This window comes from Bifidobacterium sp. LH_389 (assembly GCF_056357235.1).
Genome location: NZ_JBKEVR010000002.1, coordinates 49,489 through 70,173 on the forward strand (window position 1 = coordinate 49,489; position 20,685 = coordinate 70,173).

Consider the following 20,685-nt stretch of genomic DNA (forward strand, 5'->3'; position numbering starts at 1 on the left):
GCTGCTCGTATCCGACGCGATTCCTACAGTATCGCCATGCCCGGCGACGATTCGCTCCCTCACGTTCCCTCCCGTCACTGATGCCCCTTGCGACGGCGCGGTGCGAGGGCCTTGAGCCCGTGCTGCCGCAAGGTGAACGCCAGCGCATGCATGCCGCCGATGCGGGGATTCGGCTCCTTGCCATGCCCGATGCGGTCCATCTGCACCTCGAACCAGCTGATGACGAGCATGCCGCCGAATGCCCTGTCGAGCGCCTTGAAGCCGGTGCTCACCCACGGCAGATGCATCGGGCCCTGCCATCCGTCGAACATGATGAGATTCGGCAGGTTGGGCATCAGCGCCAGCGGGCGGGCGATACCGATCATCTGGGTGATCCCGCTTTCCAGTGCGGCCTCCATGTCCGCGGTGCCGCGGAATCCGCCGGTCAGGACGATCGGCGTGGAGACCATGCCCTTGAGCCGCTTGGCGAATTGCGTGAAGTACACGCCGCGCGCCTCGTCCTCCCGGGCGCCGGTGGTGGTCTGAATCACCGGCTTCTCCAGGGTGCCGCCGGACACGTCGATCAGGTCTACGCCCATCTCGGCCAGGCGCTTGATCACCCAGATGGACTCCTCTTCGTCGAACCCGCCGGGAACGCCGTCCGATGCGTTGACCTTCACCGCGATGGGCACGTCGCTGGAGTTGATCTTCACCGCTACGGGGAACCGCGGTCCGACCGCCTGCCGCACCGCGTCGACCACCTCGAACAGGAAGCGCGCGCGGTTTTCGAGGCTGCCTCCGTATTCGTCGGTGCGGCGGTTGTCTGCCGGGGAGAGGAACTGGTTGATGAGGTAGCCGTGGGCTGCGTGGATCTCCACGCCGGTGAATCCGGCCTTCCGTGCGATGCGAGCCGTTTCGGCGAAGCGACGGACGATGCCGTGGATCTGGTCCGCGGTCAGCTCGCGCGCCTCGCCGAAGAACCGCCCGTATTCGCCGTCCAGACGGCCGGCGCTGGGCGCATAGGGATGCGGATTGATGGTGACCGGCGACTGGCGGCCGGGATGGTTGATCTGCATCCAGCACTGGGTGCCGTTTCGCGTTCCGGCCTTGGCCCAGCGGCGCAGCATGTTGAGGTCGCGTTCGTCCTCCACGGCTACGTTGCCCGGTTCTCCGAGCTGCGTGCGATCGACCATCACGTTGCCGGTGACCAGCACGCCGGCCCCGCCGTCCGCCCATGCGCGGTAGAGACGCACGTGCGCTTCGGTGGGGGCGCAGTCGCGGCCGGCGAGGGCTTCGTTCATGGCCGACTTGTAGAAGCGGTTCTTCACCGTCGCGCCGCAGGGCAGCACCATCGGTGCGGCGACCTTCAGGGTGTTTCCGGTGGTGGGCATGGGTGTTCCTTTCCTTTGGCTTTTGGCTGCTCGGTGCCTATGGCTGTGCGGCTGCCGTTTTCGAGTCGTTGCGGGCGTCGGTCGTTTCGCCGCCTCGACTGTTTATATGAGTAAATGTTTAAGTGTTTCGACATTTAGATAATAACGCCGGGATGGAGAATGACAACCGCGGCGTGTCGCGAGATGCTCGGCGTGGCGGGGCACTTGGCATGACGTGATGCTCGGCATGGCGGGTGGGTGGCGGGGCATGACACTCGGCGTGGCGGGACGGGTGACGGGTGAATGCGCGGGCTTGCCGCGTTCTTTTCCGCCTTGCGGTTGCGGTGCGTGAACGGGAAAGGAATCCTGGCATATCCAGGTTTGCGGGACCGGCTCTGTCGGTGTGCGTGGGCGTTTCGCGGCCCGGATGCCCCGTTGGGTTTCGCCGGGTTGCTCCGGGACGGCTATCGTCGGGTGAATGCGCGGGTGCGGTTCGGACGGGAATGCGGCTGAGAGCGCGGGCATGGATGTGGGCGCGAATATGGACGCGAACGAGAGTGTGGGCATGGACACCGGCATGAAACTACGTATTTTTATGTGCAGCAATGCGGGATTGCTGGTTGGGCGGCGAAGTATGCGGCCGGGGCGGTTTCATTTTCCGAGTTGTGCGGTCAGTTCCACCGGACAGGCCAGGTAGACCGCCCGTCATTCTGGCGTTGTTCCAAGGGCGTTACCCGAGGCAACGGGGAAAATCGACCGCACAATTCGGAAATGTGAAACTACGTGGCCCCTGTGGCGTGGTTCGGGCGGTCGAAGGGGCCCTTCCGGAGGTCGTTTGGGGTTGCGTCGGCGGGTATTTTTGATTCGTGTGGTGGTTTTCCGTGCTGCCGCGGGTAACGCTGCCGGAATGATGCCGGAATGGCGGGCGGTGTACTCGGTCTGCCCGGTGGAAACCACCACACGAATCGAAAATATGGGGATGGTATGGCCGGCCGTACGGGAGACGTTCGGGCATCGCGTTTGAAAACCGTAAGGGCGGCGTGACAGGCGGACGTGCGGAACCTACCATGGGGGCAGAGTCATAATGCGAGAAGGGGACTGCATGGTCGGCATGAATGGCACCGCAACGGCTGGAATGTCAGGGGAGGAGACAGGCACCGGATCGCCGGGCGCGGTCTCCGCGATTGCCACGAGGCACCTGACCAAGCGCTACGGCAAAGCGAGGGGCATCGAGGATGTGAACCTCAACGTGCGGCAGGGGGAGATCTTCGGGTTCATCGGACCGAACGGCGCGGGCAAGTCCACTACCATCCGCACGCTGCTGGGGCTCGTGCGCAAGACGAGCGGCGAGGCCTCCATCTTCGGGCTCGACTGCGAGCGGGACCGCACGCGCATCCTGGAGCAGGTGGGCTATCTGCCCAGCGAGGTGTTCTACTACGATGGCATGCGCGCCCGCGACCTGCTTGCCTACGCGGCGAGTTTCTACCGCACGGACTGCTCGGCGCGCATGAACGAGCTCGCGGACCGGCTCGACCTTGATCTGGACAAGAAGATCGAGGACATGTCGCTCGGCAACCGCAAGAAGGTCGGCATCGTGCAGGGGCTCATGCATTCGCCGCGACTCGTCATCCTCGACGAGCCGACCAGCGGACTCGACCCGCTGGCCCAGCGCACGTTCTTCGACCTCATCCGCGAGGAGAACCGGCGCGGGGCCACGGTGCTGTTCTCCTCGCACATTCTCTCGGAGGTGCAGCGCATCTGCGAGCGGGTGGCGATCATTCGCGAGGGGCGCCTGATCGCCGTGCGCAGCGTGGCGGAAATGCGCCGTTCCGCGGTCAAGCGCGTGACGCTGGGCCTTGCGCATGCCGAGCCGGATGCAAAGGCGGGCGCTGCGGGCGCGGGCACGGCCGCGGAATCCGCCCGTCGCACGCTCGAGGCCATGCCGGGCGTGCGGTCGCTGAACATGGACGACGCCGTGACCTTCCTGTACGAGGGCGACTGTAACGCGCTCATTGCCGCGCTCGCCGGACTGGATCTGAGGGACGTGGAGATCTCCGAACCGTCGCTGGAGGAAGTGTTCATGCACTACTACCGGCCGCAGGGGGAATCGGACGCGGGGGAGTCGACTCGATGAACGTGTACTTCTTCGAGCTCAAGTCCCAGCTGCGCAGCTTCCTGATCGGCACGGCCACGCTGATCGGCGTCGCCGTGCTGTTTCTCGCCGGCGCATACCCGATCTACCGCGATTCCGCGGCCGACGTGGAACGCATGATCGCCGGCTTTCCCCCGCAGTTCGCCGCGCTGTTCGGCGTGAACGCGGGCATCTTCTCCTTCGGCGGGTTCTACCGGTTCAGTTTCCTGTACTTCGCGCTGATCGTGGCGATCATGTGCTGCGCGTGGGGGCTGGCGATCTTCGGGAGGGAGAAGCGCGCGGGCGCGGTCGACTTCCTGTTCGCCATGCCCGTGCCGCGCCTGAGGCTGTATGCGGCCAAGCTTGCGGCGGGTCTGACGCTGGTGGCCGCATCCTCCCTGCTGTTTCTGGGCACGGTAGGGCTGCTGTACGCTCGGTTCCGGGACGACCCCACCGCAACGGCCATTCCGCTGGGTCGCCTGCTGCTCGCCGCGTCCGCGCTGGCGGGCGTCGGCGTGCTGTTCCTGCTGTTCGGCGCGCTCACGGCCGTGCTGCTGCGCCGGATCCGCAGTGTGTCCGGCATCGCCACCGCGTTCGGCGTGCTCGGATTCATGCTTGTGTCCCTGCCGGAAATGACCGGCGAGGACAAGTACCGCATCGTCTCGCCGTTCACGTGGTTCAACGTGTCCGAGGCGCTGGACCACGGCCGGTTCGAACCCGGCTATCTGGCGCTCGCGGCCGCGGTCGCCGTGACGTGCCTTGCGGCCGGGACCGTGGCGTATGCGCGTGGCGACGTGAGGGGGTTGCGATGAGCGCTCGTGTGATGACCGCCATGATCGTGCGCGAACTGAAGGCCAACGCCAAGGTGTTCGCCGTGTGGAGCGTGGTGATCGCCCTGTTCAACGTGGCCGGCATGATGAAGTTCGAGGGCATCGCGGCGGGGGATGCCGAGGCCGTGCGCCGCCTGACCGACGTCTTTCCGAAGGTGGCGCTCGCCGTCATGGGCATTTCCGGACTGGACATGTCCACGTTCGCCGGCTACTACGCGGTGCTCGAATTCTATGCGGGCATCATGGCGGCCGTGTATGCGGTGGCGTTGGCGCGCAATGCGGTGCTGCGCGAGATGACGGACGGCACCTACGAGTTCCTGTTCGTGCGGCCCGTGACGCGCACGCGGATCCTGACCGCGAAGCTCGTGGCGGCGCTGGTCTGTGCCGTGGCGTTCGTGGCGGTCAACGTGGTGTCCTCGCTGCTGTGCCTAGGGTTGCTGGGCGATGGCCGCGTGCCCGGGATCGACGACGGTTCGGCCGCCGCGGTGGTCTGGCGGTTCGGCGTGTGGCTGATGGCCCTGATGCTGGTGTTCGGCGCGATCGGCGCATGTGCGGCCGCGGTGTGCCGGCTGCCCGAGCGCGGCGCGGCCGTCGGCAACGCCTCGGTGGTCGTGGCGTACGGCGCGGGTGTGGCGTACGACATGTTCTCCGACCATGGCGTTGCGGTCGTCGCCCGCGTGCTGTGCCCGTTCCGGTACGCCACCCCGGACGAGGTGACGGCCGGAACGGTGCCGGTCTCGTTCGCCGTGCTGGCCGCTGCCGTCGTGGCGGTTGGTTTCGCGGTAACGTACATGGCCTTCGCCCGGCGCGATCTGGTACCGCGCTGACCGCACGACGGCGGCCTGGCCCGTTGCCTGCCGGCATGCGGGTTGCGCATGCCGTTTGACCGGTATCGCCCGGTACCGCCCGGTATCGCCCGGGTATCGCGGAGTGGCTGCGGATACGGTCTCTCGCTACGCCACCTGAACGATCACACCGTCTGAACGCTCACACCACCTGGAAAAGCAGGCACTTGAGGTAATCGGTTTCCGGAATGCCCCAGACGATCGGGTGATCCGGCGCCTGCTGGCGTTCCTCGATCTGCCGCAGACGCACGCCCGCGTCCTGCGCGGCCTCGAACAGCATGGCCTTGAACCGGTCGTGGTCCATGAAGTGCGAGCATGAGCAGGTGGCGAGGTAACCTCCGCGCGGCAGGATGCGCATGGCCCGGTAGTTGATCTCCCGGTAGCCGCGTTCCGCCGAGCCGACGGTCCTGCGACTCTTGGTGAACGCGGGCGGGTCGAGGATGATGAAGTCGAAGCGCTCGGGATTGCGGGTGCGCTCCAGCTCGGGAAGCAGATCGAAGATGTTGGCCACCGTGAAATCCATGCGTTCGGCCACGTCTGGACCGTTGAGCCGTGCGTTCTCTCGCGCCATGTCGATGGCCGTCTCGGAGACGTCCACAGCTCGCACGAACTCGGCGCCGGCCCGGGCCGCATTGAGCGCGAACGATCCCGTATGCGTGCAGCAGTCGAGCACGCGATGGCCCTTGGCGATTCGCGCCACGGCCAGACGGTTGTACTTCTGGTCGAGGAAGAATCCGGTCTTCTGCCCGTTGGCGAAGTCGACGTGGTACCGTACGCCGTTCTCCGTGATGTCGGTGACGGTCGGGCCGGGGTCGGCCGCACTTCCCGTGCCGTTCATGCCGTCCATGCTGCCCGTGCCGTTCGCGCCGTCGGGCTGCCACCAGCCGGTGGTCTGCTCAAGCCCCTCCAACGCGCGCGTGGACACGTCGTTGCGCTCGTAGATGCCGCGGATGGTCACGCCGTCGCCCGCGAACACGTCGAGCAGTGCGGGGAACACGACCGGCTTGAGCCGTTCCATGCCGGCGGACAGTGTCTGCGTGACGAGCACGTCGTTGAACCGGTCCACCACGAGACCCGGGAATTCGTCCGCCTCGGCGAAGATCACGCGGCACGCGGTTGCGTCCGCACCCATCACGATCTTGCGGTAGTCCCATGCCCACTGTGCCTTGCGGCGCCAGAATGCGGGGCCGAAGTCGTCGTTGGCATTGCGCGTGACCAGACGCACGCGGATGCGGCTGTGGCGCGAGAGCAGGCCGGTGCCCACGTACGAGCCCTTCATGCTGACCACGTCCACGATCGACCCGTCCGGCAGCGCGTCGAGCGGGATGATGTCCTCCTCGCTGGCGGGCGCATTGAGCAGCTCCTTGCGCCGGCGGCGTTCGCGGAAGTCGCGCGGTCGGTCGGTGCGGGCGTTGCGCGCGCGGCCGGCGTGGTCGGCGCGACCGGCACGCTCGGTGGCGGTGCCGTTGCCGTCGCTCGCGCCTTCGTCGGGCTGCGCCGACGCCGCGGCTTCGCCCGTGCTGGCGTCGGACTCCCCGTCGCCCCAAGCGCCCGGCTTCAGTGAGCCGTTGTTGTTCCACGAGCGGCCGTCCGGCAGATCAAACCGCCGGATCTCGCCCTCGTACACCCAGCTGTGCCCGTCCTGCAGCATGCGTTCGCCCTTGGCGGTGATCACCGCGCGCGCATATGCCCTGTTCGCCTTCATAACTGATTGTCCCGTCCTGTCCTGCGTCCCGTATGTTCCGTTCCCCCGGAACGTATGACCGGCGGAACCCATGCGGACAATATGGTATATGCGTCCGTGCGGAACCGTCGGCGGGGCAGCGTGTCCGATTTCGGGTCAGTGGGCCAGCACGGGAATGCAGGTGGCGGCCGGCAGCGGACCGGCGGGCATGAAGCCGCTGGCCGGGACGTGCATCAGATCGCGGTCGCGTTCGTTCATGGGGTAGTCGGCATAGGCGCAGATACGATGCTGCCCGTAGCCGACCAGATAGCGGCCGTCTCCCTGCGCCTGTGCCTCCACGCTGGGGTCGCCATAGCCGAACCACATTTCCAGGAAGGTGCGTTCGCGCAGCGACGGCGCGTCGAGTTCCAGTTCGGGGCTGGACTCGGGGCGGTTTTCCAGCCGCTGCGCCGTCTTGGTCAGTTGCTCCCGGACGGCCCGCCAATCCATGGCTTCCCATTCGAGCCGGTTGTATTCCTCGTGCCGGCTGGGCCAGAAGTCGTCGTCGAACTCGCCGTCGTACGGTTCGGGGACCTGCGGGAATTCCAGCTGTCCCAGCGGGACGGACGTCCATACCGCCCGGGAACCGATGTTGTTGTTGGCCGTCAAGGAGAACGCGCCCATAATAACCCTCCACCACCCTGATGTTCGTGAAGCCGCGGGCACTCAGTTATGCGTTGCGGCGGACCGTCCCCTTCGGACGGCCCCATGATTGCTATGTGAATGAAAAACGTCCGCCATATGGACAACGGTGGACGAATCGACATCGTAGGCAGGTGTGGCTTGGCCGGCAAGCGATGTCCGGCTCGGGGACGGAAAGCGTCCGGCTCATGAAATCATGGGGCTGGCGTCAGAGCCCAAGCAGCTCGCGCGTTCTGCGGGCGGACTCGAACCGAACGGCCCGCAGCCCCGCGTCCCGGGCTCCCGCCACGTTGAACGGCGAGTCGTCCACGAACAGCGTGCGTTCGCGGTCCGCGCCGAACCGTTCCACCGCCAGATCGAAGAAGGCGCGATCCGGCTTTGCGATGCCACCGGGCTCCAGTCCGGATACCACCGTGCCGTCCATCATGCCGAGCAGCCCGGGGAACCGGCTCCGGACCGCGGGCCACGTGTCCCTGCCCCAATTGGTCAGCATCCACGTGTGCATGCCGCGTGCCCTGAGCTCCGCGACGAGCGGTACCATGCCGGGCATGGTACCCACCAGCGCGCGATCGGCATGGGCGGCGTACGCGCGCATCATGAGCCCCGGCCGCGCGCCGTATTCCCGCTCGTATTCGGGCAGGAGCGTGGCGTAATCCATGCCGCGGTCGTGTAGATCGTCAAAATACATGAAGCCGCAATGGTCGTCCTCGGCAAGGAAGTCGTCTATGGCATCCTGCGAGAACATGCCATCCAGTGCGCGTGCGGGCCGCCAGTCCACCAGTACGCCGCACATGTCGAAGATGACGCCGGTGATGCCGTTCATGATTTCCCTCGTATTCCCCGTGCACTGCATGAAATGCCGGCCAGCATAGGACGGACGGTGCATCTCGCGCGCTGCCCGTCTCGGGAGCCGGACCGGAACGGATGCATGCAGACCGTTGACCGGCTTCTGCATACCGGCTATCTGCATTCCCGGGGGAGATTTCACGCGTTGCGGAATGCTATCTGCATTCCTGGGGTACTCTCGGGCGGAAAGAATTGATTCGGCGCCGAGGTGCTGCATGGAGCATTGGCGGAATCGTGCGGTTTTCTCGTGATGGCCGGCTGGCGGAAAGAGCCGTTGCGACTCTTGAAGTCCCCCACGAGCGCAGATGCCTGCCTGCAGGGGCTTCGATCTGCCCCCGACAATGCAGTTACCTCCGGGCATCGTGAACTACGTTGCGCCGTGCGTCCGGAAGGAGAATCTCGGGGTCTCAGGCTGGGTGCTGGGCCGGGTGAGACACGCCGGAATGTGACAAATCGCGAGGAATCGGTAATATAGCCACTTGTGCCCGCAAGGAGCACAACGGCCCCGTAGCTCAGTTGGTTAGAGCGCCGCCCTGTCACGGCGGAGGTCACCGGTTCAAGTCCGGCCGGGGTCGCCAGTCGAGTCCCTCATCCGGAAGTCATCCCCAAGGATGAGGGATTTTTGTATTCATCGGCGAATCGTCCCGGAGGATGACGGTGCCGTCGCCGCACACCCCGTACCGTGGGCATTGCAAGGTTGCAATGCAGGACGGGGGACAAACGATGCTCAGGAATGCGATGAGAATCTGCATGGCGGCGGCAATGGCGGTAATCGCGGTGTTCGCCGGTGCCATGCTTGCGGATATGGAAACACGCTTCCCGTTGGGCATGCGCTACTCGGTCACCGCGGACTTTGCGCGTTCGGGCATGCCTCGCGATCAGATCGTCGAACGGATAGGTCGGCTTGCGGGCGAGCATGGCACGCCGGTCGTGCTGCTCGCCTCCGGCGCCGATCCGCTCAGGGACGTCGATGTCATATGGTTTGGGGTCCGTCCAACCGCATACGTTCGCACCGACGGCACGATCGACTGGTACGCGACCGACCGCGGTGGCTCGCTCAGGGACGCCTCGCAGCTCGGATCCGCCACGCTGTCCGGCGTCTACGCCACGGACGATCGTTCCGCCGCGCAGGATCTGGCGGCGCTGGCAAAGGACCTCGGAGGCGGGGCGAAGCCGGTCGCCACGCTGGGCGCGCGGGAATTCCTCGGCTATCTGGCGCTCGGCGAGGCCGGCTCGGCGCTGTGGGCCATGCTGCTGCTCGCGCTCGGACTGGCGTGGGCGTGGTGCGGTTCGCGGGCCCGGGCGCGCAGCCTCAAGATCATGAACGGCGTAACTCCGCTGGCGGTGCAGACCGAGGATACGGCATTGCTGCTAAGAGCCGGCGTGCCTTGGGGAGCGGCGGCGTGGCTCGCATGCTGCGCGGTGACGGCGGTGCGGCACGGCACGGGGCATCTGGCGGCGTTTGCGGCGCTGACGGGCGCGGCGGCCGGAGCGTTCATGGTCGTGGTGTACGGCGGTGCGTTCCTGTTCGCCCGCCTGATGATGCCGAACGCCCGCCGCGTCGGCTCTCGCGCCCTGCCCACGCGCATGATTCGCCGGGGCGGTGGCGTGTTTACTGCGATGGCCCTGATGACGGCGATTGTCATTCTGCCGGGCAGCGCTCAGGCCGCCGAAGGCGCGCGGCAGAGCCTTGCATCGTCCGCGCGGTGGCGCGAGGCTGCGGACGTGGTGGCTCTGGAGACCACCGGTGTCGGGTATGTGGGTCTTGCCAGCGGCAACGCCGGTGCGGCCATGGAATACCGCATGGCCCGCGCCGGGAAGGTGGCCGACATGCTCCGCCAGCTCGACGACGCCGGCAAACTCGGCTTCATGACCACGCTGGGCTATTCGCTCGTCCCCGTCGAGGAGGGGACGAGCAGTACGCCGGATCTGAAGCAGGTGCGCGCGGCCATCGCTCCGTTCGACGCGGTCGTGGTCGTCAACCCTGCCATGCTCGGCATGCTGCACGTCGATCGCGCCGGGCTCAGGGCGCAGGACTGGAACGCGCTGCCGGATGGGTTGCGTGGCGAACTCACCCATGTGTACGCCGGTGAAGCCGAGGCCGGCACGTTCGACGTATCGCGGTCCTGCTACCGGTGGGACGCCGCTGCGGGCGGCGGAGGCTTCCCGGTCGTGTCCGGCTCGGGCGACGGGGCGGCGTTGCTGGAGGCGCTCGGATCGTACGGCGAGTCCACGATCGTGGAACCGGCCAATCCGCTCATCGTGCTCATGGACGGGCCGTCACGGGTCTTTCCCGCCATCGAGCTCGATGCGTATACGTCGCAGGGTGCCATGCTGGCCGGCGATCTGGCCTCCGCCGAGCGGGCGATCGCGGACCACGGCATTGCGGACGTGGTGGGGATTCGAGGACGCGTGATGGACGGACTGCTGCGCGAGGCGCGGCGGCTGCAGGCCCGGCTCGCCATGAACGTCGTCGCGGTCGGGCTGGCGCTGGCGGCGATCGCGATGTGCGCGGCGCTGGGAGCGAACGTGTGGGCGGGCGAGCGGGCTCACGAGATCTTCCTGCGGCGTACGGCCGGAGAATCCTACGGGCGCATGGCATTGGGGCGGATCGCGCGGCAAATGCCCATGCTTGCGGTCGTCTGGGTGATGGTTGTCCTCATCACGCTCGGCGTTTACCGGACGCCCGAACCGTCAGAGCCGTCGGGCGGCGTGAATGTGTGGGCCGTCACGGCCGAAGCCACGGTGGCGGCCACACTGCTGTACCTCGCCTGCACGGCAGGATTCCTGCGCCGGGCGGCCTCGCGGGCCTTCGAGCGCGTGGCGCACCGGCAGGACTAGCCCGGTCGGGTTGGCTGGAACGATCGTGCCGGCCGGACCGGCAATCGGGACGCGAACGAAAAGTGCGAACGAAGAACACGAACGACATGAAAGGAGCCATCATGGCCATCATCGCCGAACACATCGGCTACGAGATCGGCGGGCATACGATTCTCAGGGACGTGTCCGTGGACTGCAAACCCGGAGACATGGCCGCGCTCGTCGGCCCATCCGGCTGCGGCAAGACCACGATGCTCGGCATTCTGGGACTGCTGCTCACTCCGAGCGCAGGCGTGATCTTCATCGACCGGCGTTCCGACTCGGAGACATGGTCGGACGCCCGCCGCCGCGCGTTCTGGAGACAGAAGGCCGCGTTCATCTATCAGGACTACGGGCTGGTGGAAGACGAGACCGTCGCCTACAACGTCACCATGCGAACGCGCGGCTTGTTCTCCCGGCGCGGCGATGTGCCAGCCGACGTGGAGGCGGCGCTGGCGCAGGTGGGGCTCGCCGGGCGCGGCGCGGAAACCGTGAGCTTTCTGTCCGGCGGGGAGAAGCAGCGGGTGGGCGTGGCGCGCGCGATCTGGCGCAAGGCGCGGTACATCTTTGCCGACGAGCCCACCGCCTCGCTGGACAAGCCGAACCGGGACATGGTGACCGCGCTGCTGGCAGGCGAGGCGGCGCGTGGCGCGTGCGTGATCGTCTCCACGCACGACATGGCGCTCGCCGAGCGGTGCAACCGCGTGGTGGATCTGACCCATGCACGCGACGGGCGGTGCACGGAACGCTAACGCCGCGTGCGAGGCAGACGCAGGCGGATCAGATCGAACGTGTAGACCGCAAGCGCCAGCCAGATGACCGCGAACGAGACGAACCGGTGGGCGGGCACCCGTTCGCCCAGCACCGCGATGCCCAGAATGAGCTGGATGCTGGGGGTGATGTACTGGGTGAAGCTGAGCAGCAGGAACGAGGCGTGCTTCACGCCGTACGACGTGAGGATCAACGGGATGACGGTGAGGATGCCGCAGCCGGCCAGCAGCGCCCACACCCACCACGGTTCGCCCGCGGGCACGCCGAGCCTCGGCTGGACGGCCAGTGCGACGGCGGCGAACGGGGCGAGTATGCCGGTTTCGAAGGTGAGGGACTCGAACGGGTCGAGCGGCACGAAGCGCTTGATGAGACAGTAGCCGCTGTAGCTTACGGTCATGAGCATGGCGAGGGCGGGGAATGCGCCGGTGTCGATCATGTACAGTGCGGCGCCGGCGAGCGCGATGAGCATGGAGGCGACGCCCAGCGGGGTGGTGCGCTCGCGCAGGATGATCAGGGCGAGCAGCATGTTGACGATGGGCAGCAGGAAGTTCGCCGCGCTGGCCTCCGATGTGCGTCCGATCGCCACGAGGTGGATGTAGACCACCCAGTCCACGGTCACGAGCACGGCGGCCGCCACGGCCATCAGGAACGTTCGGGGCGTGGAGCGCATGCGCCTGACCGATCGGACGAACCGGCGCCAGCGGCGGGTGACGAACATGAACAGGACCATGACCACGGCTGCGGTGACGATGCGGTAGAGCATGACGTTCATGGAGGATACGCCGGCCAGCGCGGCCCAGTACAGCGGGAATGTGCCGTATGTCACGGCTGCGGCGACAGTGGCCGTGACGCCTTGGGGGGTTTGGCGGATCTGTGCTTCGGGGCCTGTGCTGCGCAATGAGTTCACCGGACGATGATACGACGGCGGATGGGCGGGCTGCGGCGGGGCGTTCGCGTCGTCCATAGCGGCTGCGTGGCTCGTGCTGTCTGCGTTGCCCCGTGTGCTTTGTCCGTTTTGCGACGACGATGTCTCGGTCCAGTATATAGTTACTAAGAGTAATGACGTGTGGTATCTAATTGCCGTGGAAGAAGGATGATGTCGCGTTCGCGACCCTGTCGATGCGGTGGGAAAGGAGACGCGGCATGGCATTGCCGGTCGAAGAGGTACGCAGGCTTATGGACGCCTGTTGGAAGGCCAAGACGATCACCGAACTCATGCCGGCCCTGCCGCCCGGGTTCAAGCCGCGCTACGTGCACGTGATCGACGCGATCTGGCACATCAACGAGCCGGCCGGGCAGACCGTGCCCGCCGCGCGCGTGGGCGACGTGAGCGCATTTCTGGGCGTCACCACGCCGTCCGTTACCAAGCTCGTGGGAGAAATGGCCGACCTCGGCCTCGTGACCAAGCATTCCAGCGCCGCCGACCGGCGCGCGGTCACCCTCGCGCTTACCGAGCGGGGGCTTGCCATCCGGCGCGAATACGTGGAGGAGTACCACGCCCACCTCGCCGAGCTGCTCGGCGGACTCACCGTGGACCAATGCGAGGCCGTCGTGACCGTGATCGGCGAAACGCTGCGGCTCATGCGCGCCGACCGGGAGCGCGCCGAATCCGCAGCCAAGGAAGGGGCGGCACGCCATGAACGCTGAAGCAATCTCGACCTCCGGCAAGAAGCCCGTCCAACGGCGGATCATCGCAGCCGTGGTGGCGCTCGCGATCCTCACGTTCCTGGGCATCCTCTCGGAGACCTCGCTCAACATCGCCTACTCCACGCTCATGGCCGAGTTCGCCGTCTCCGCGGATGTGGTGCAGTGGCTCACCACCGGCTACCTGCTGCTGCTTTCGGTGGCCATTCCGGCATCACCGTTCATGGTCCGCAGGTTCGCCACCAAAACCCTGTTCGTGGCGGCCGTGTCGATCTTTGCGGCAGGCACGCTGGTCGGCGCTCTTGCCGTGAATTTCCCGATGCTGCTGGCCGCGCGTCTCGTCATGGCGCTCGGCACCGGCATCTCCCTGCCGTTGATCACCAACATCATTCTGGAGAAGGCGCCGCTCGAACAGCGCGGCATGATGCTGGGCATCGTGAGTCTGGTTACCTGCGCGGCGCCGGCCATCGGCCCGGTGTTCGGCGGTGTGGTGATGGAATACCTCAACTGGCATTGGATCTTCTACACCATGCTGCCGTTCCTGATGTTCGCGTTCGCGCTGGGCATGGCCTCCGTGCCGGAGATCCGGCATGCCGACGGCGCGGGGGAGCGGGCGCGGATCAGCGTGCCGTCCCTGCTGCTGGTGGCCGTGGGACTTGCCGCGCTGATCGTGGCCGTGAGCTTCTTCGCCGCATGGCAGGGCGACTGGCGGTTCTGGGGCATGCTCGCGCTCGCCGTGGCGACGCTGGCGGTCTTCGCGGCGATGCAGCTGCGCATGGACCGGCCGCTGGTGCAGGTGCGCGTGTTCGGCCATTGCGGGTTTGCGCTCGGCATGCTGATCCTGCTCATGGCCTCCGGCAGCGTGCTGGGCCTCAACTTCCTGCTGCCCATCCTCCTGCAGCGCGGCTTCGGCATGGGAAGCCTCGAGGCGGCTCTGGCGCTTCTGCCCGGCGCCGTGGTGGGAGCAATCTCGGCACCGATGATCGGCGGCATGCTCAAGCGGCATTTTCCGCCGAAGTTCATCGTCGTCGGGTTTGCCGTGACCATGTTGACGGACGCGGTGTTCGTGTTCTGCTCGGATAGTGTGTGGGTGGTCGCCGTGGCGTATGCCGTGTTCATGGCGTTCTCCGGCTTCGTGCTCGTGCCGGATCAGACGCATGCGCTGAATCAGTTGCCCGTGCGGCTCAACGCCGATGGGTCCGCGGTAATGAACACCGTACAGCAGCTCGCCGGTGCGATCGGCACCGCCGTGGCGAGCACGCTGATCACCGAATTCTCTGCGAGAGAGCCCTACCCGCAGGCGTTTTCCGCCAGCATGCGCGTGTTCGCCGGATGCGCGGTGCTGGGCATCGTGCTCGCTGCACTCATGTTCCGCTTTTCCGTGCGGTGCCCGGTCGAATTGACTCCGGTGGAGGGTGATGCGGACACGGCCGTAGGGCGGTGACCGTGCGGGCAGGCCTTGGATGCCCGCACGCCCACCCGTTCAGTCGGCGTCGTCCTCCAGATGCTGCGAAATGACGGTGAATGCGGTGCCTGAACGGTCGTCTTCCTGTTCGATCTGCGCGCCGATCGACTCGGTGAGGATCATGAGCGCCACGCGGGACACATCCCTGAGCTCCTGACCGAACGTGAAGTCCGGAGGCTCCAGAATGAGCGAGATGTCCGCCAGGGAAGTGAGTGGGGAAGCGGCGAAGTAGGTCATCGCCACCACGTGAGCGCCGGCTCGTTTGGCCGCGCGCGCGGCGGACAGGGAATGCGCGTTGACGCCAGAGCCGGAGATCACGAACGCCGTGCAGTCGCTGCCGAGCATGCTGGCGGCAATGTGCTGGTCCATCACGTCGCCGAGCACGCTCACGTCGATGCCGCAGCGCAGCAGCCGCGAGGCGAAGCTCTGGCCGATCGGCGCGGACAGTCCCGAGGCCACGATGAGCACGCGACGGGACTCACGGGCCAGCCGGACGGTCTCGTCCAGATCCGCAGTGGACAGCATGCCCATGAGTGCCGGCATGCGGCGGGCGAGCGACATGGCGTGACGGATCACGCTGGAACCCGCATCGAGGCCACCGTCCCGACCGGATGCCGTGGCGGGCGTTGCCGCGGAAGTGGTGGCGCGCTCTGTGGCGTGCTTTGCGGCGTGGACGGCAATAGGTTCTGCAGTGGATGCCGTAATGCGATCCGTGCCCCGGACGGTGCTGTTGCCTGCGTCGCGGTCAACTGCACCGTGTGCCTCGACCATGCTCGGTTCGGTCGGCTTGCCTGACTTGCCAACGCCTTCGCCATGCTCGCCGCGTCGCTGCCGTGTCGCTGCAGAACCGGCCGGCGGCATCGGCGCGCCAGCCGGCAATCCCTCGAACAGTGACCGATCGCGGGCCAGCAGAACGCGCACCTGCTGGTAGCCGCGGTATCCCAGCGATTTGCAGGTGCGTACCACGGTTCCGGCTGACGCCCCGGACCCGGCGGCCACAGCGCTGACGGTCAGATCGCCGCCATCCTGCGCATGCTGCAGCAGGAACTCGGCCACCCGCCGCTCCGCCGTCTGCAGTGACGGCAGCATCGACAGGATGCGTGACCTGACCGGCATCGACTCGATATCCATGTTCCCCAACCTTTCGCGCGTCCCCCGATTGCAGGTGACCCTGACCCGCGGACACGTTTTGCCGTGCGCCCGAAGCGGCCTCCGTTCTTCAGAAAATGGTAGCGAATGCGGACGCGGATCGGGCCCGATGCGTCCGCAATAGCCACCCATTCTAGCGGGAAAGTTCAGGCCGGCAGCCCGGTCACGAGCAGACGATCGTCGGTCCGCCGTCGATGCGCGGCTCCCACGGGCTGTGCCGCCTGAGGTAGTCCGCGACGAGACCCTGCATGGACTCGTCGACGGTCCGCACCACCGGGCATGCGGCCAGCGCCTCGTAGCCGCCGGTGCCACTCGCCCGATAGCTGTTGACGCACAGCTCGATCGGCCCGTCCGGCAGCGGCGTGCCGTCGGAGAATGCGAGCGAGGTGACGCGCGAGCCGGCCGGACGCGTCAGGTCGAACGTGTAGGAGAGCCCCGCGTAGTAGTCGTAGTTGTAGTGCTCCACCTTGGGCTTGAGGAACCGAGTGGAGATGCGCGGGTGGCCTTCGCTGTCCAGATCGAAGTATTCGGCACAGCGTTCGAGCGCCGCGCGCAATGCTTCGGGCGTGACGGCCAGTACGGCCAGCGTGTTGGCGAACGGGTAGGCCTGCGCCACGTCGCTCGCCGTCACCTTGGCGGGCAGCCCGGAGCCCACGCCCACGCCGGTGAGCGACGCGGCGGAGATGCGCGCCCCGGAGGCCTCGAGCTGCACGGCGTTGAACAGGGCCGCCAGTTCGCTGCCGTGCATGGCCACGTCGAGGTGGGATTGGTCCGGGATGGGCCGGGTGAGCGTGCCGACCGGTTCGGTGAGCCAGCGTTCGGTGCGCTCCTCGTACGGCAGCAGTGTGGCGTAGGGTTCGCTCTCGTGCCGGTCGCCCACGGGCACGAGCCGGGAGTCGGCGTGGAACGTGCCGTCGTCCTCCAGGGTGCAGATCAGTTCCGCGAACTCGGTGGCCGTGGCGCAGGTCTGCACGGTGGCGGTGCCGTTGATGGTGGCGCCGGGCATGGAGATGTGCTGGTGACCGGAGATGAGCACGTCGAAGTCGAGGTCGTGGGCGATCTGCCACGCGCGGTTCTCGGTGGTCTCGCTCATCACGGCCCCGGTCTTGACGTCCCGCTCGTAGCCGCCGTGGTAGATGCACACGCTCACGTCGCAGCGAGAGCGCAGGAAGACGCTCATGTCCTGTGCGGCGGCGAAAGCGTCGGTCACGGCCAGACCCTCGAGGTTCTCCGGGCGCTCCCACACGTTCACCCAGTCAGTCACGATGCCGGTCACGCCCAGCCGGATGCCGTTGGGCAGGTCCACGAAGGCGTAGCGCTCGATGGGCAGCCGTTCCTCGAGGTCGCGCACGTTGGCGCACACGCAGACGGCGTCCAGCGCGTCCAGATAGTCGGCGATCGCCTTGCGCCCGTAGTTGAAGTCGTGGTTGCCGAGCGTGACGAACCGGTAGCCGACCGCATTGAACGCCGCAGCGATCGGATGCGGCAGGCCCTGCACGGCCGCGCGGTCCGCTTCGGAGGCGTCGCCGCCCACGAACAGCTGCGAGTACGGGGTGCCCTGCAGCGTGTCCCCGGCGTCCAGGGCGATAGTGGGGATCGGCTCGCCGTCCGGCCCGGGCTGCGCGGCCAGGGCGTGCACGTCCGCGGCGATGTCCAGCAGGCCGCAGGCCTTGGGCCTGCCGGTCGCGTAGTCCACGGGGAAGATGTGCCCGTGCGTGTCGGAGGTGGAGCAGATGCGGAAGGAGCGTGACATGGAATTCCTTTCAGAGGGTTCGGCTCAGAGGACTCGGCTCGGCGGGACTCGGCGGGCTGAGCCGAGCCGAGTCCCGCCGAGCCGGTCAAATCAGCCGCGGGCCAGCTTGGCGCGGATCTTCGTGGAGCCGTACTCCACCAGCAGGATGAGCACGATGAGCCCCCACAGAATGGACGCGGCCTCGTTCCAGCGGTAGGCGTTCATGGCGAAGATGAGCGGCGCGCCGATGCCGCCCGCGCCCACGAGGCCCAGGATGGTGGCGTCGCGCAGGTTCATGTCGAACCGGTAGATGGCCGTGGACAGGAAGCTCGCCATCATCTGCGGCAGCACGCCGAAGCGGATCTGCTGCCAGCGGTTCAGGCCCATGGCCGACAGCGATTCGAGCACGCCACGGTCCAGGTCCTCGATCGCCTCGATGAACATCTTGCTCACCATGCCCACCGAGCACAGGGACATGGTCATGAGGCCGGCGAACGCGCCCGGTCCGGTGACGCGCACGAACATGATGCCGTAGACGAACACCGGGACGGTACGGATGGCCATGATCGCGAAGTTCGCGATCCACGCGATCGGCTTGGGCATGAGGTTCGAGGCGGCCAGGAACGCGAGCGGCACGGCGATGATCGCGCCCACCACGGTGCCCATGAACGCGATGGCGATGGTCTCCACGAGCAGGTACGGCACGCCCGTGGTGGTCAGGTTGAACAGCAGCGCCGGCGCCGGGTGGGCCAGACCGTTGAGGATGCTGCCCACGATGGTCCAGCCGCTGTCCGCCTTCGCACCGGACGCCTCGATGCCGGTGGAGGACCAGACGAGCAGCGCCACGATCGCCACGGCGAGCGCGATGCGGCCCGCGGTGGAGCGGGGGCGGTCGGCGTACAGCTTGGCGAGGTCGGTCCTGACGGCTGCGTTGGGATTGGTTGCGGTCATGATGCTTCCCCCTATTCCAGACGGCGGCGGATTGCACGGCTCGTGGTCTCGATCACGAACACCGTGGCCAGCAGTTCCAGCAGGATCATGCCGACGGTGGAGTATTCGCGCCACGCGAGGTTCTCGTTGAGGATGAGGCCCAGGCCGCCGGCGCCCACGTAGCCCAGGATGGCCGAATAGCGCACGTTGCCCTCGAAGCAGAACAGTGCGTTGGACATGTACGACGGCAGTACGGCGGGCAGCACGGCGAATCGGAACGCCTGCGCGGGCGAGGCGCCCAGCGCGGTCATGGCCTCGAAGGCGCCCATGTCCACCGATTCGATCTCCTCGTAGAGCACCTTGCCCAGATAGGAGAACGTGAACAGGGCGATGGCCGTGGTGCCGGCCAGCGTGCCGAGGCCGAAGATGTACGTGGCGATCAGGGCGGTGATGATGGTCGGCAGCGTGCGGATGAGGCTGAACACGAAGCGCATGGCCAGCGTGACTGCCTTGGCGTGCACGATGGTGGTGGAGGCGAGCATGGCGAACGGGACAGCCGCCACCGCGCCGATGGCCGAGCCGAGCAGGGACATGCGGATCGTGTCGAGCAGGGGGTCCACGATGCTTCCGGCGCTCGACCAGTCGGGCGGGAACATGCGGCCGAGGATCACGAAGAACTCGTCGCCGCGCTCGGCGAGCACGGTCGGGTCGAAGCCGGTGAACCACACGCAGAACGCGCCGAACACGGCGATGCCCGCGGCGATCGGCAGGGCGTAGGAGCGCGGCTTGAACACCTCGGTGCCGCCGGGCAGCGTGATCGTCGTGCCGCCCTTCGCGGGGGCGACGGTCACGGCCTCGGGTGCCGGGGCCGCGGCGGAAGCGGTCTGGTTGACGCCGGCCATGTCAGCGCCCGCCTTCCGCAGCCGGTGTGGTGGAGGTCCGGTCGATCTGCGGGGCCTCGTCGCCGTAGATGTCGCGCAGCACGGCATCGTCCACCCCGTCCACGCCGCCGTCGTACACGATCCGGCCGGCGCGGATGCCGATCACGCGGCTCACGTGGCGTAAGGCCAGATCCACGTGATGGATGTTGATGATGACCGTGATGTTGCGCTCGCGGTTGATGCGCCCGAAGTCGTCCATCACCTGCTCGGCGGTGACCGGGTCGAGGGAGGCGACCGGTTCGTCCGCCAGCAGGATCTTCGGATTCTGCATGAGGGCGCGGGCCAGGGCGACGCGCTGCTGCTGACCACCGGAGAGCTGGTCCACGCGCGTGTACGCCTTGGATGCGATGCCCACCTGGTCGAGCGCCTTGAGGGCCTCCATCTCGTCCGCCTTGGGGAACAGGCCGAGCAGGGAGCGCCACCACGGCAGGTCCGGCACCTTGGCGGCCAGCACGTTGCCGATCACCTTGGTGCGCGTGACCAGGTTGAACGACTGGAAGATCATGCCCACGTTGCGGCGGAAGCGGCGCAGCTGGCGTCCGTTCAGGGCGCTCACGTCCGTGCCGTCCACGGTGAGTTTGCCGCCGCTAATGCCGATCATGCGGTTGATGGTGCGGATGAGCGTGGACTTGCCGGCGCCGGACAGGCCGATCACGGCCACGTATTCGCCTTGGTCGATGGTGAGGTTCACGTCGTGCAGGGCGGTGTATCCGTTCGGATAGGTCTTTTCGACATGCTGCATTTCGATCATGCGTGTCTCTCGATTCCTCGGGGTTCCATGGGAACGCTTGCTGGGATGCTGGCCGGAACGGGGGATGCCCGGCCCTT

17 protein-coding genes and 1 tRNA gene are annotated in these 20,685 nt (G+C 67.0%); 8 read left to right on the forward strand and 10 right to left on the reverse strand.

Translation table 11 applies throughout. The features are described 5' to 3' along the window. Nucleotides 1-74: 74 nt before the first annotated feature. Nucleotides 75-1,370, reverse strand: a complete 1,296-nt coding sequence (locus AC1AZA_RS02645) for an NADH:flavin oxidoreductase/NADH oxidase family protein (RefSeq protein WP_476513204.1) — start codon at nt 1,368-1,370, stop codon at nt 75-77. A gap of 1,081 nt (nt 1,371-2,451) precedes the next feature. On the opposite strand from AC1AZA_RS02645, the gene AC1AZA_RS02650 reads away from it, so the two are divergent. From AC1AZA_RS02650 to AC1AZA_RS02660, 3 genes are read left to right on the forward strand one after another with little or no spacing between them, the layout of a single operon-like run. Beyond that, nucleotides 2,452-3,483, forward strand: coding sequence for an ABC transporter ATP-binding protein (locus AC1AZA_RS02650; RefSeq protein ID WP_476513205.1), 1,032 nt, complete (start codon nt 2,452-2,454; stop codon nt 3,481-3,483). Continuing rightward, on the forward strand, nt 3,480-4,292 hold the full coding sequence (locus tag AC1AZA_RS02655; RefSeq protein ID WP_476513206.1) for an ABC transporter permease: 813 nt from the start codon (nt 3,480-3,482) through the stop codon (nt 4,290-4,292). Before AC1AZA_RS02650 ends, AC1AZA_RS02655 begins: the two co-directional genes overlap by 4 nt. Beyond that, nucleotides 4,289-5,137, forward strand: coding sequence for an ABC transporter permease subunit (locus AC1AZA_RS02660; RefSeq protein WP_476513207.1), 849 nt, complete (start codon nt 4,289-4,291; stop codon nt 5,135-5,137). The genes AC1AZA_RS02655 and AC1AZA_RS02660 overlap by 4 nt, the downstream gene beginning before the upstream one ends. A 160-nt stretch (nt 5,138-5,297) precedes the next feature. On the opposite strand, the gene AC1AZA_RS02665 is transcribed toward AC1AZA_RS02660, so the two are convergent. From AC1AZA_RS02665 to AC1AZA_RS02675, 3 genes are all read right to left on the reverse strand, one after another. Then, a complete protein-coding gene (locus AC1AZA_RS02665) occupies nt 5,298-6,860 on the reverse strand; it encodes a class I SAM-dependent rRNA methyltransferase (protein WP_476513208.1) in 1,563 nt (520 codons plus the stop codon). Nucleotides 6,861-6,995: 135 nt separating this feature from the next. Then, on the reverse strand, nt 6,996-7,502 hold the full coding sequence (locus AC1AZA_RS02670; RefSeq protein ID WP_476513209.1) for a hypothetical protein: 507 nt from the start codon (nt 7,500-7,502) through the stop codon (nt 6,996-6,998). A gap of 226 nt (nt 7,503-7,728) precedes the next feature. Next, nucleotides 7,729-8,343, reverse strand: a complete 615-nt coding sequence (locus AC1AZA_RS02675) for an HAD family hydrolase (RefSeq protein ID WP_476513210.1) — start codon at nt 8,341-8,343, stop codon at nt 7,729-7,731. 524 nt (nt 8,344-8,867) lie between these two features. On the opposite strand from AC1AZA_RS02675, the gene AC1AZA_RS02680 reads away from it, so the two are divergent. The 3 genes from AC1AZA_RS02680 to AC1AZA_RS02690 all read left to right on the forward strand — a co-directional run bounded on the left by AC1AZA_RS02680 (nt 8,868) and on the right by AC1AZA_RS02690 (nt 11,977). Next, nucleotides 8,868-8,944, forward strand: a tRNA-Asp gene (locus tag AC1AZA_RS02680). 172 nt (nt 8,945-9,116) lie between these two features. Beyond that, entirely contained in the window at nt 9,117-11,207 is a 2,091-nt protein-coding gene (locus AC1AZA_RS02685) for a hypothetical protein (RefSeq protein ID WP_476513211.1), read from the forward strand. A gap of 101 nt (nt 11,208-11,308) precedes the next feature. Beyond that, nucleotides 11,309-11,977: an ABC transporter ATP-binding protein gene (locus AC1AZA_RS02690; RefSeq protein WP_476513212.1), complete on the forward strand. Its 669-nt coding sequence runs from the start codon at nt 11,309-11,311 to the stop codon at nt 11,975-11,977. On the opposite strand, the gene AC1AZA_RS02695 is transcribed toward AC1AZA_RS02690, so the two are convergent. Beyond that, entirely contained in the window at nt 11,974-12,903 is a 930-nt protein-coding gene (locus AC1AZA_RS02695) for an EamA family transporter (RefSeq protein ID WP_476513213.1), read from the reverse strand. The two genes, AC1AZA_RS02690 and AC1AZA_RS02695, sit on opposite strands and share 4 nt — an antisense overlap. Before the next feature lie 236 nt (nt 12,904-13,139). Between AC1AZA_RS02695 and AC1AZA_RS02700 the strand changes: the two genes are divergently transcribed. Beyond that, nucleotides 13,140-13,643, forward strand: coding sequence for a MarR family winged helix-turn-helix transcriptional regulator (locus tag AC1AZA_RS02700; protein WP_476513214.1), 504 nt, complete (start codon nt 13,140-13,142; stop codon nt 13,641-13,643). Next, nucleotides 13,633-15,084: a DHA2 family efflux MFS transporter permease subunit gene (locus AC1AZA_RS02705; RefSeq protein WP_476513215.1), complete on the forward strand. Its 1,452-nt coding sequence runs from the start codon at nt 13,633-13,635 to the stop codon at nt 15,082-15,084. The genes AC1AZA_RS02700 and AC1AZA_RS02705 overlap by 11 nt, the downstream gene beginning before the upstream one ends. 39 nt (nt 15,085-15,123) lie before the next feature. Here the strand turns inward: AC1AZA_RS02705 and AC1AZA_RS02710 are convergent, their stop codons facing one another. The 5 genes from AC1AZA_RS02710 to phnC all read right to left on the reverse strand — a co-directional run bounded on the left by AC1AZA_RS02710 (nt 15,124) and on the right by phnC (nt 20,608). Then, nucleotides 15,124-16,236 (reverse strand): MurR/RpiR family transcriptional regulator, encoded by a 1,113-nt coding sequence (locus tag AC1AZA_RS02710; protein ID WP_476513216.1) that lies wholly within the window; start codon nt 16,234-16,236, stop codon nt 15,124-15,126. Nucleotides 16,237-16,417: 181 nt separating this feature from the next. Next, complete coding sequence (locus AC1AZA_RS02715) at nt 16,418-18,007, reverse strand: bifunctional metallophosphatase/5'-nucleotidase (RefSeq protein WP_476513217.1); 1,590 nt, start codon at nt 18,005-18,007, stop codon at nt 16,418-16,420. Nucleotides 18,008-18,097: 90 nt separating this feature from the next. After that, the gene (gene phnE, locus AC1AZA_RS02720; protein ID WP_476513218.1) at nt 18,098-18,937 is read right to left on the reverse strand and encodes a phosphonate ABC transporter, permease protein PhnE; all 840 of its coding nucleotides are present in this window, start codon (nt 18,935-18,937) and stop codon (nt 18,098-18,100) included. Between the two features lie 11 nt (nt 18,938-18,948). Then, nucleotides 18,949-19,818 (reverse strand): phosphonate ABC transporter, permease protein PhnE, encoded by an 870-nt coding sequence (phnE, locus tag AC1AZA_RS02725; protein ID WP_476513219.1) that lies wholly within the window; start codon nt 19,816-19,818, stop codon nt 18,949-18,951. Nucleotide 19,819: 1 nt separating this feature from the next. Beyond that, nucleotides 19,820-20,608 (reverse strand): phosphonate ABC transporter ATP-binding protein, encoded by a 789-nt coding sequence (gene phnC / locus AC1AZA_RS02730; protein ID WP_476513220.1) that lies wholly within the window; start codon nt 20,606-20,608, stop codon nt 19,820-19,822. Between the last annotated feature and the right edge of the window lie 77 nt (nt 20,609-20,685).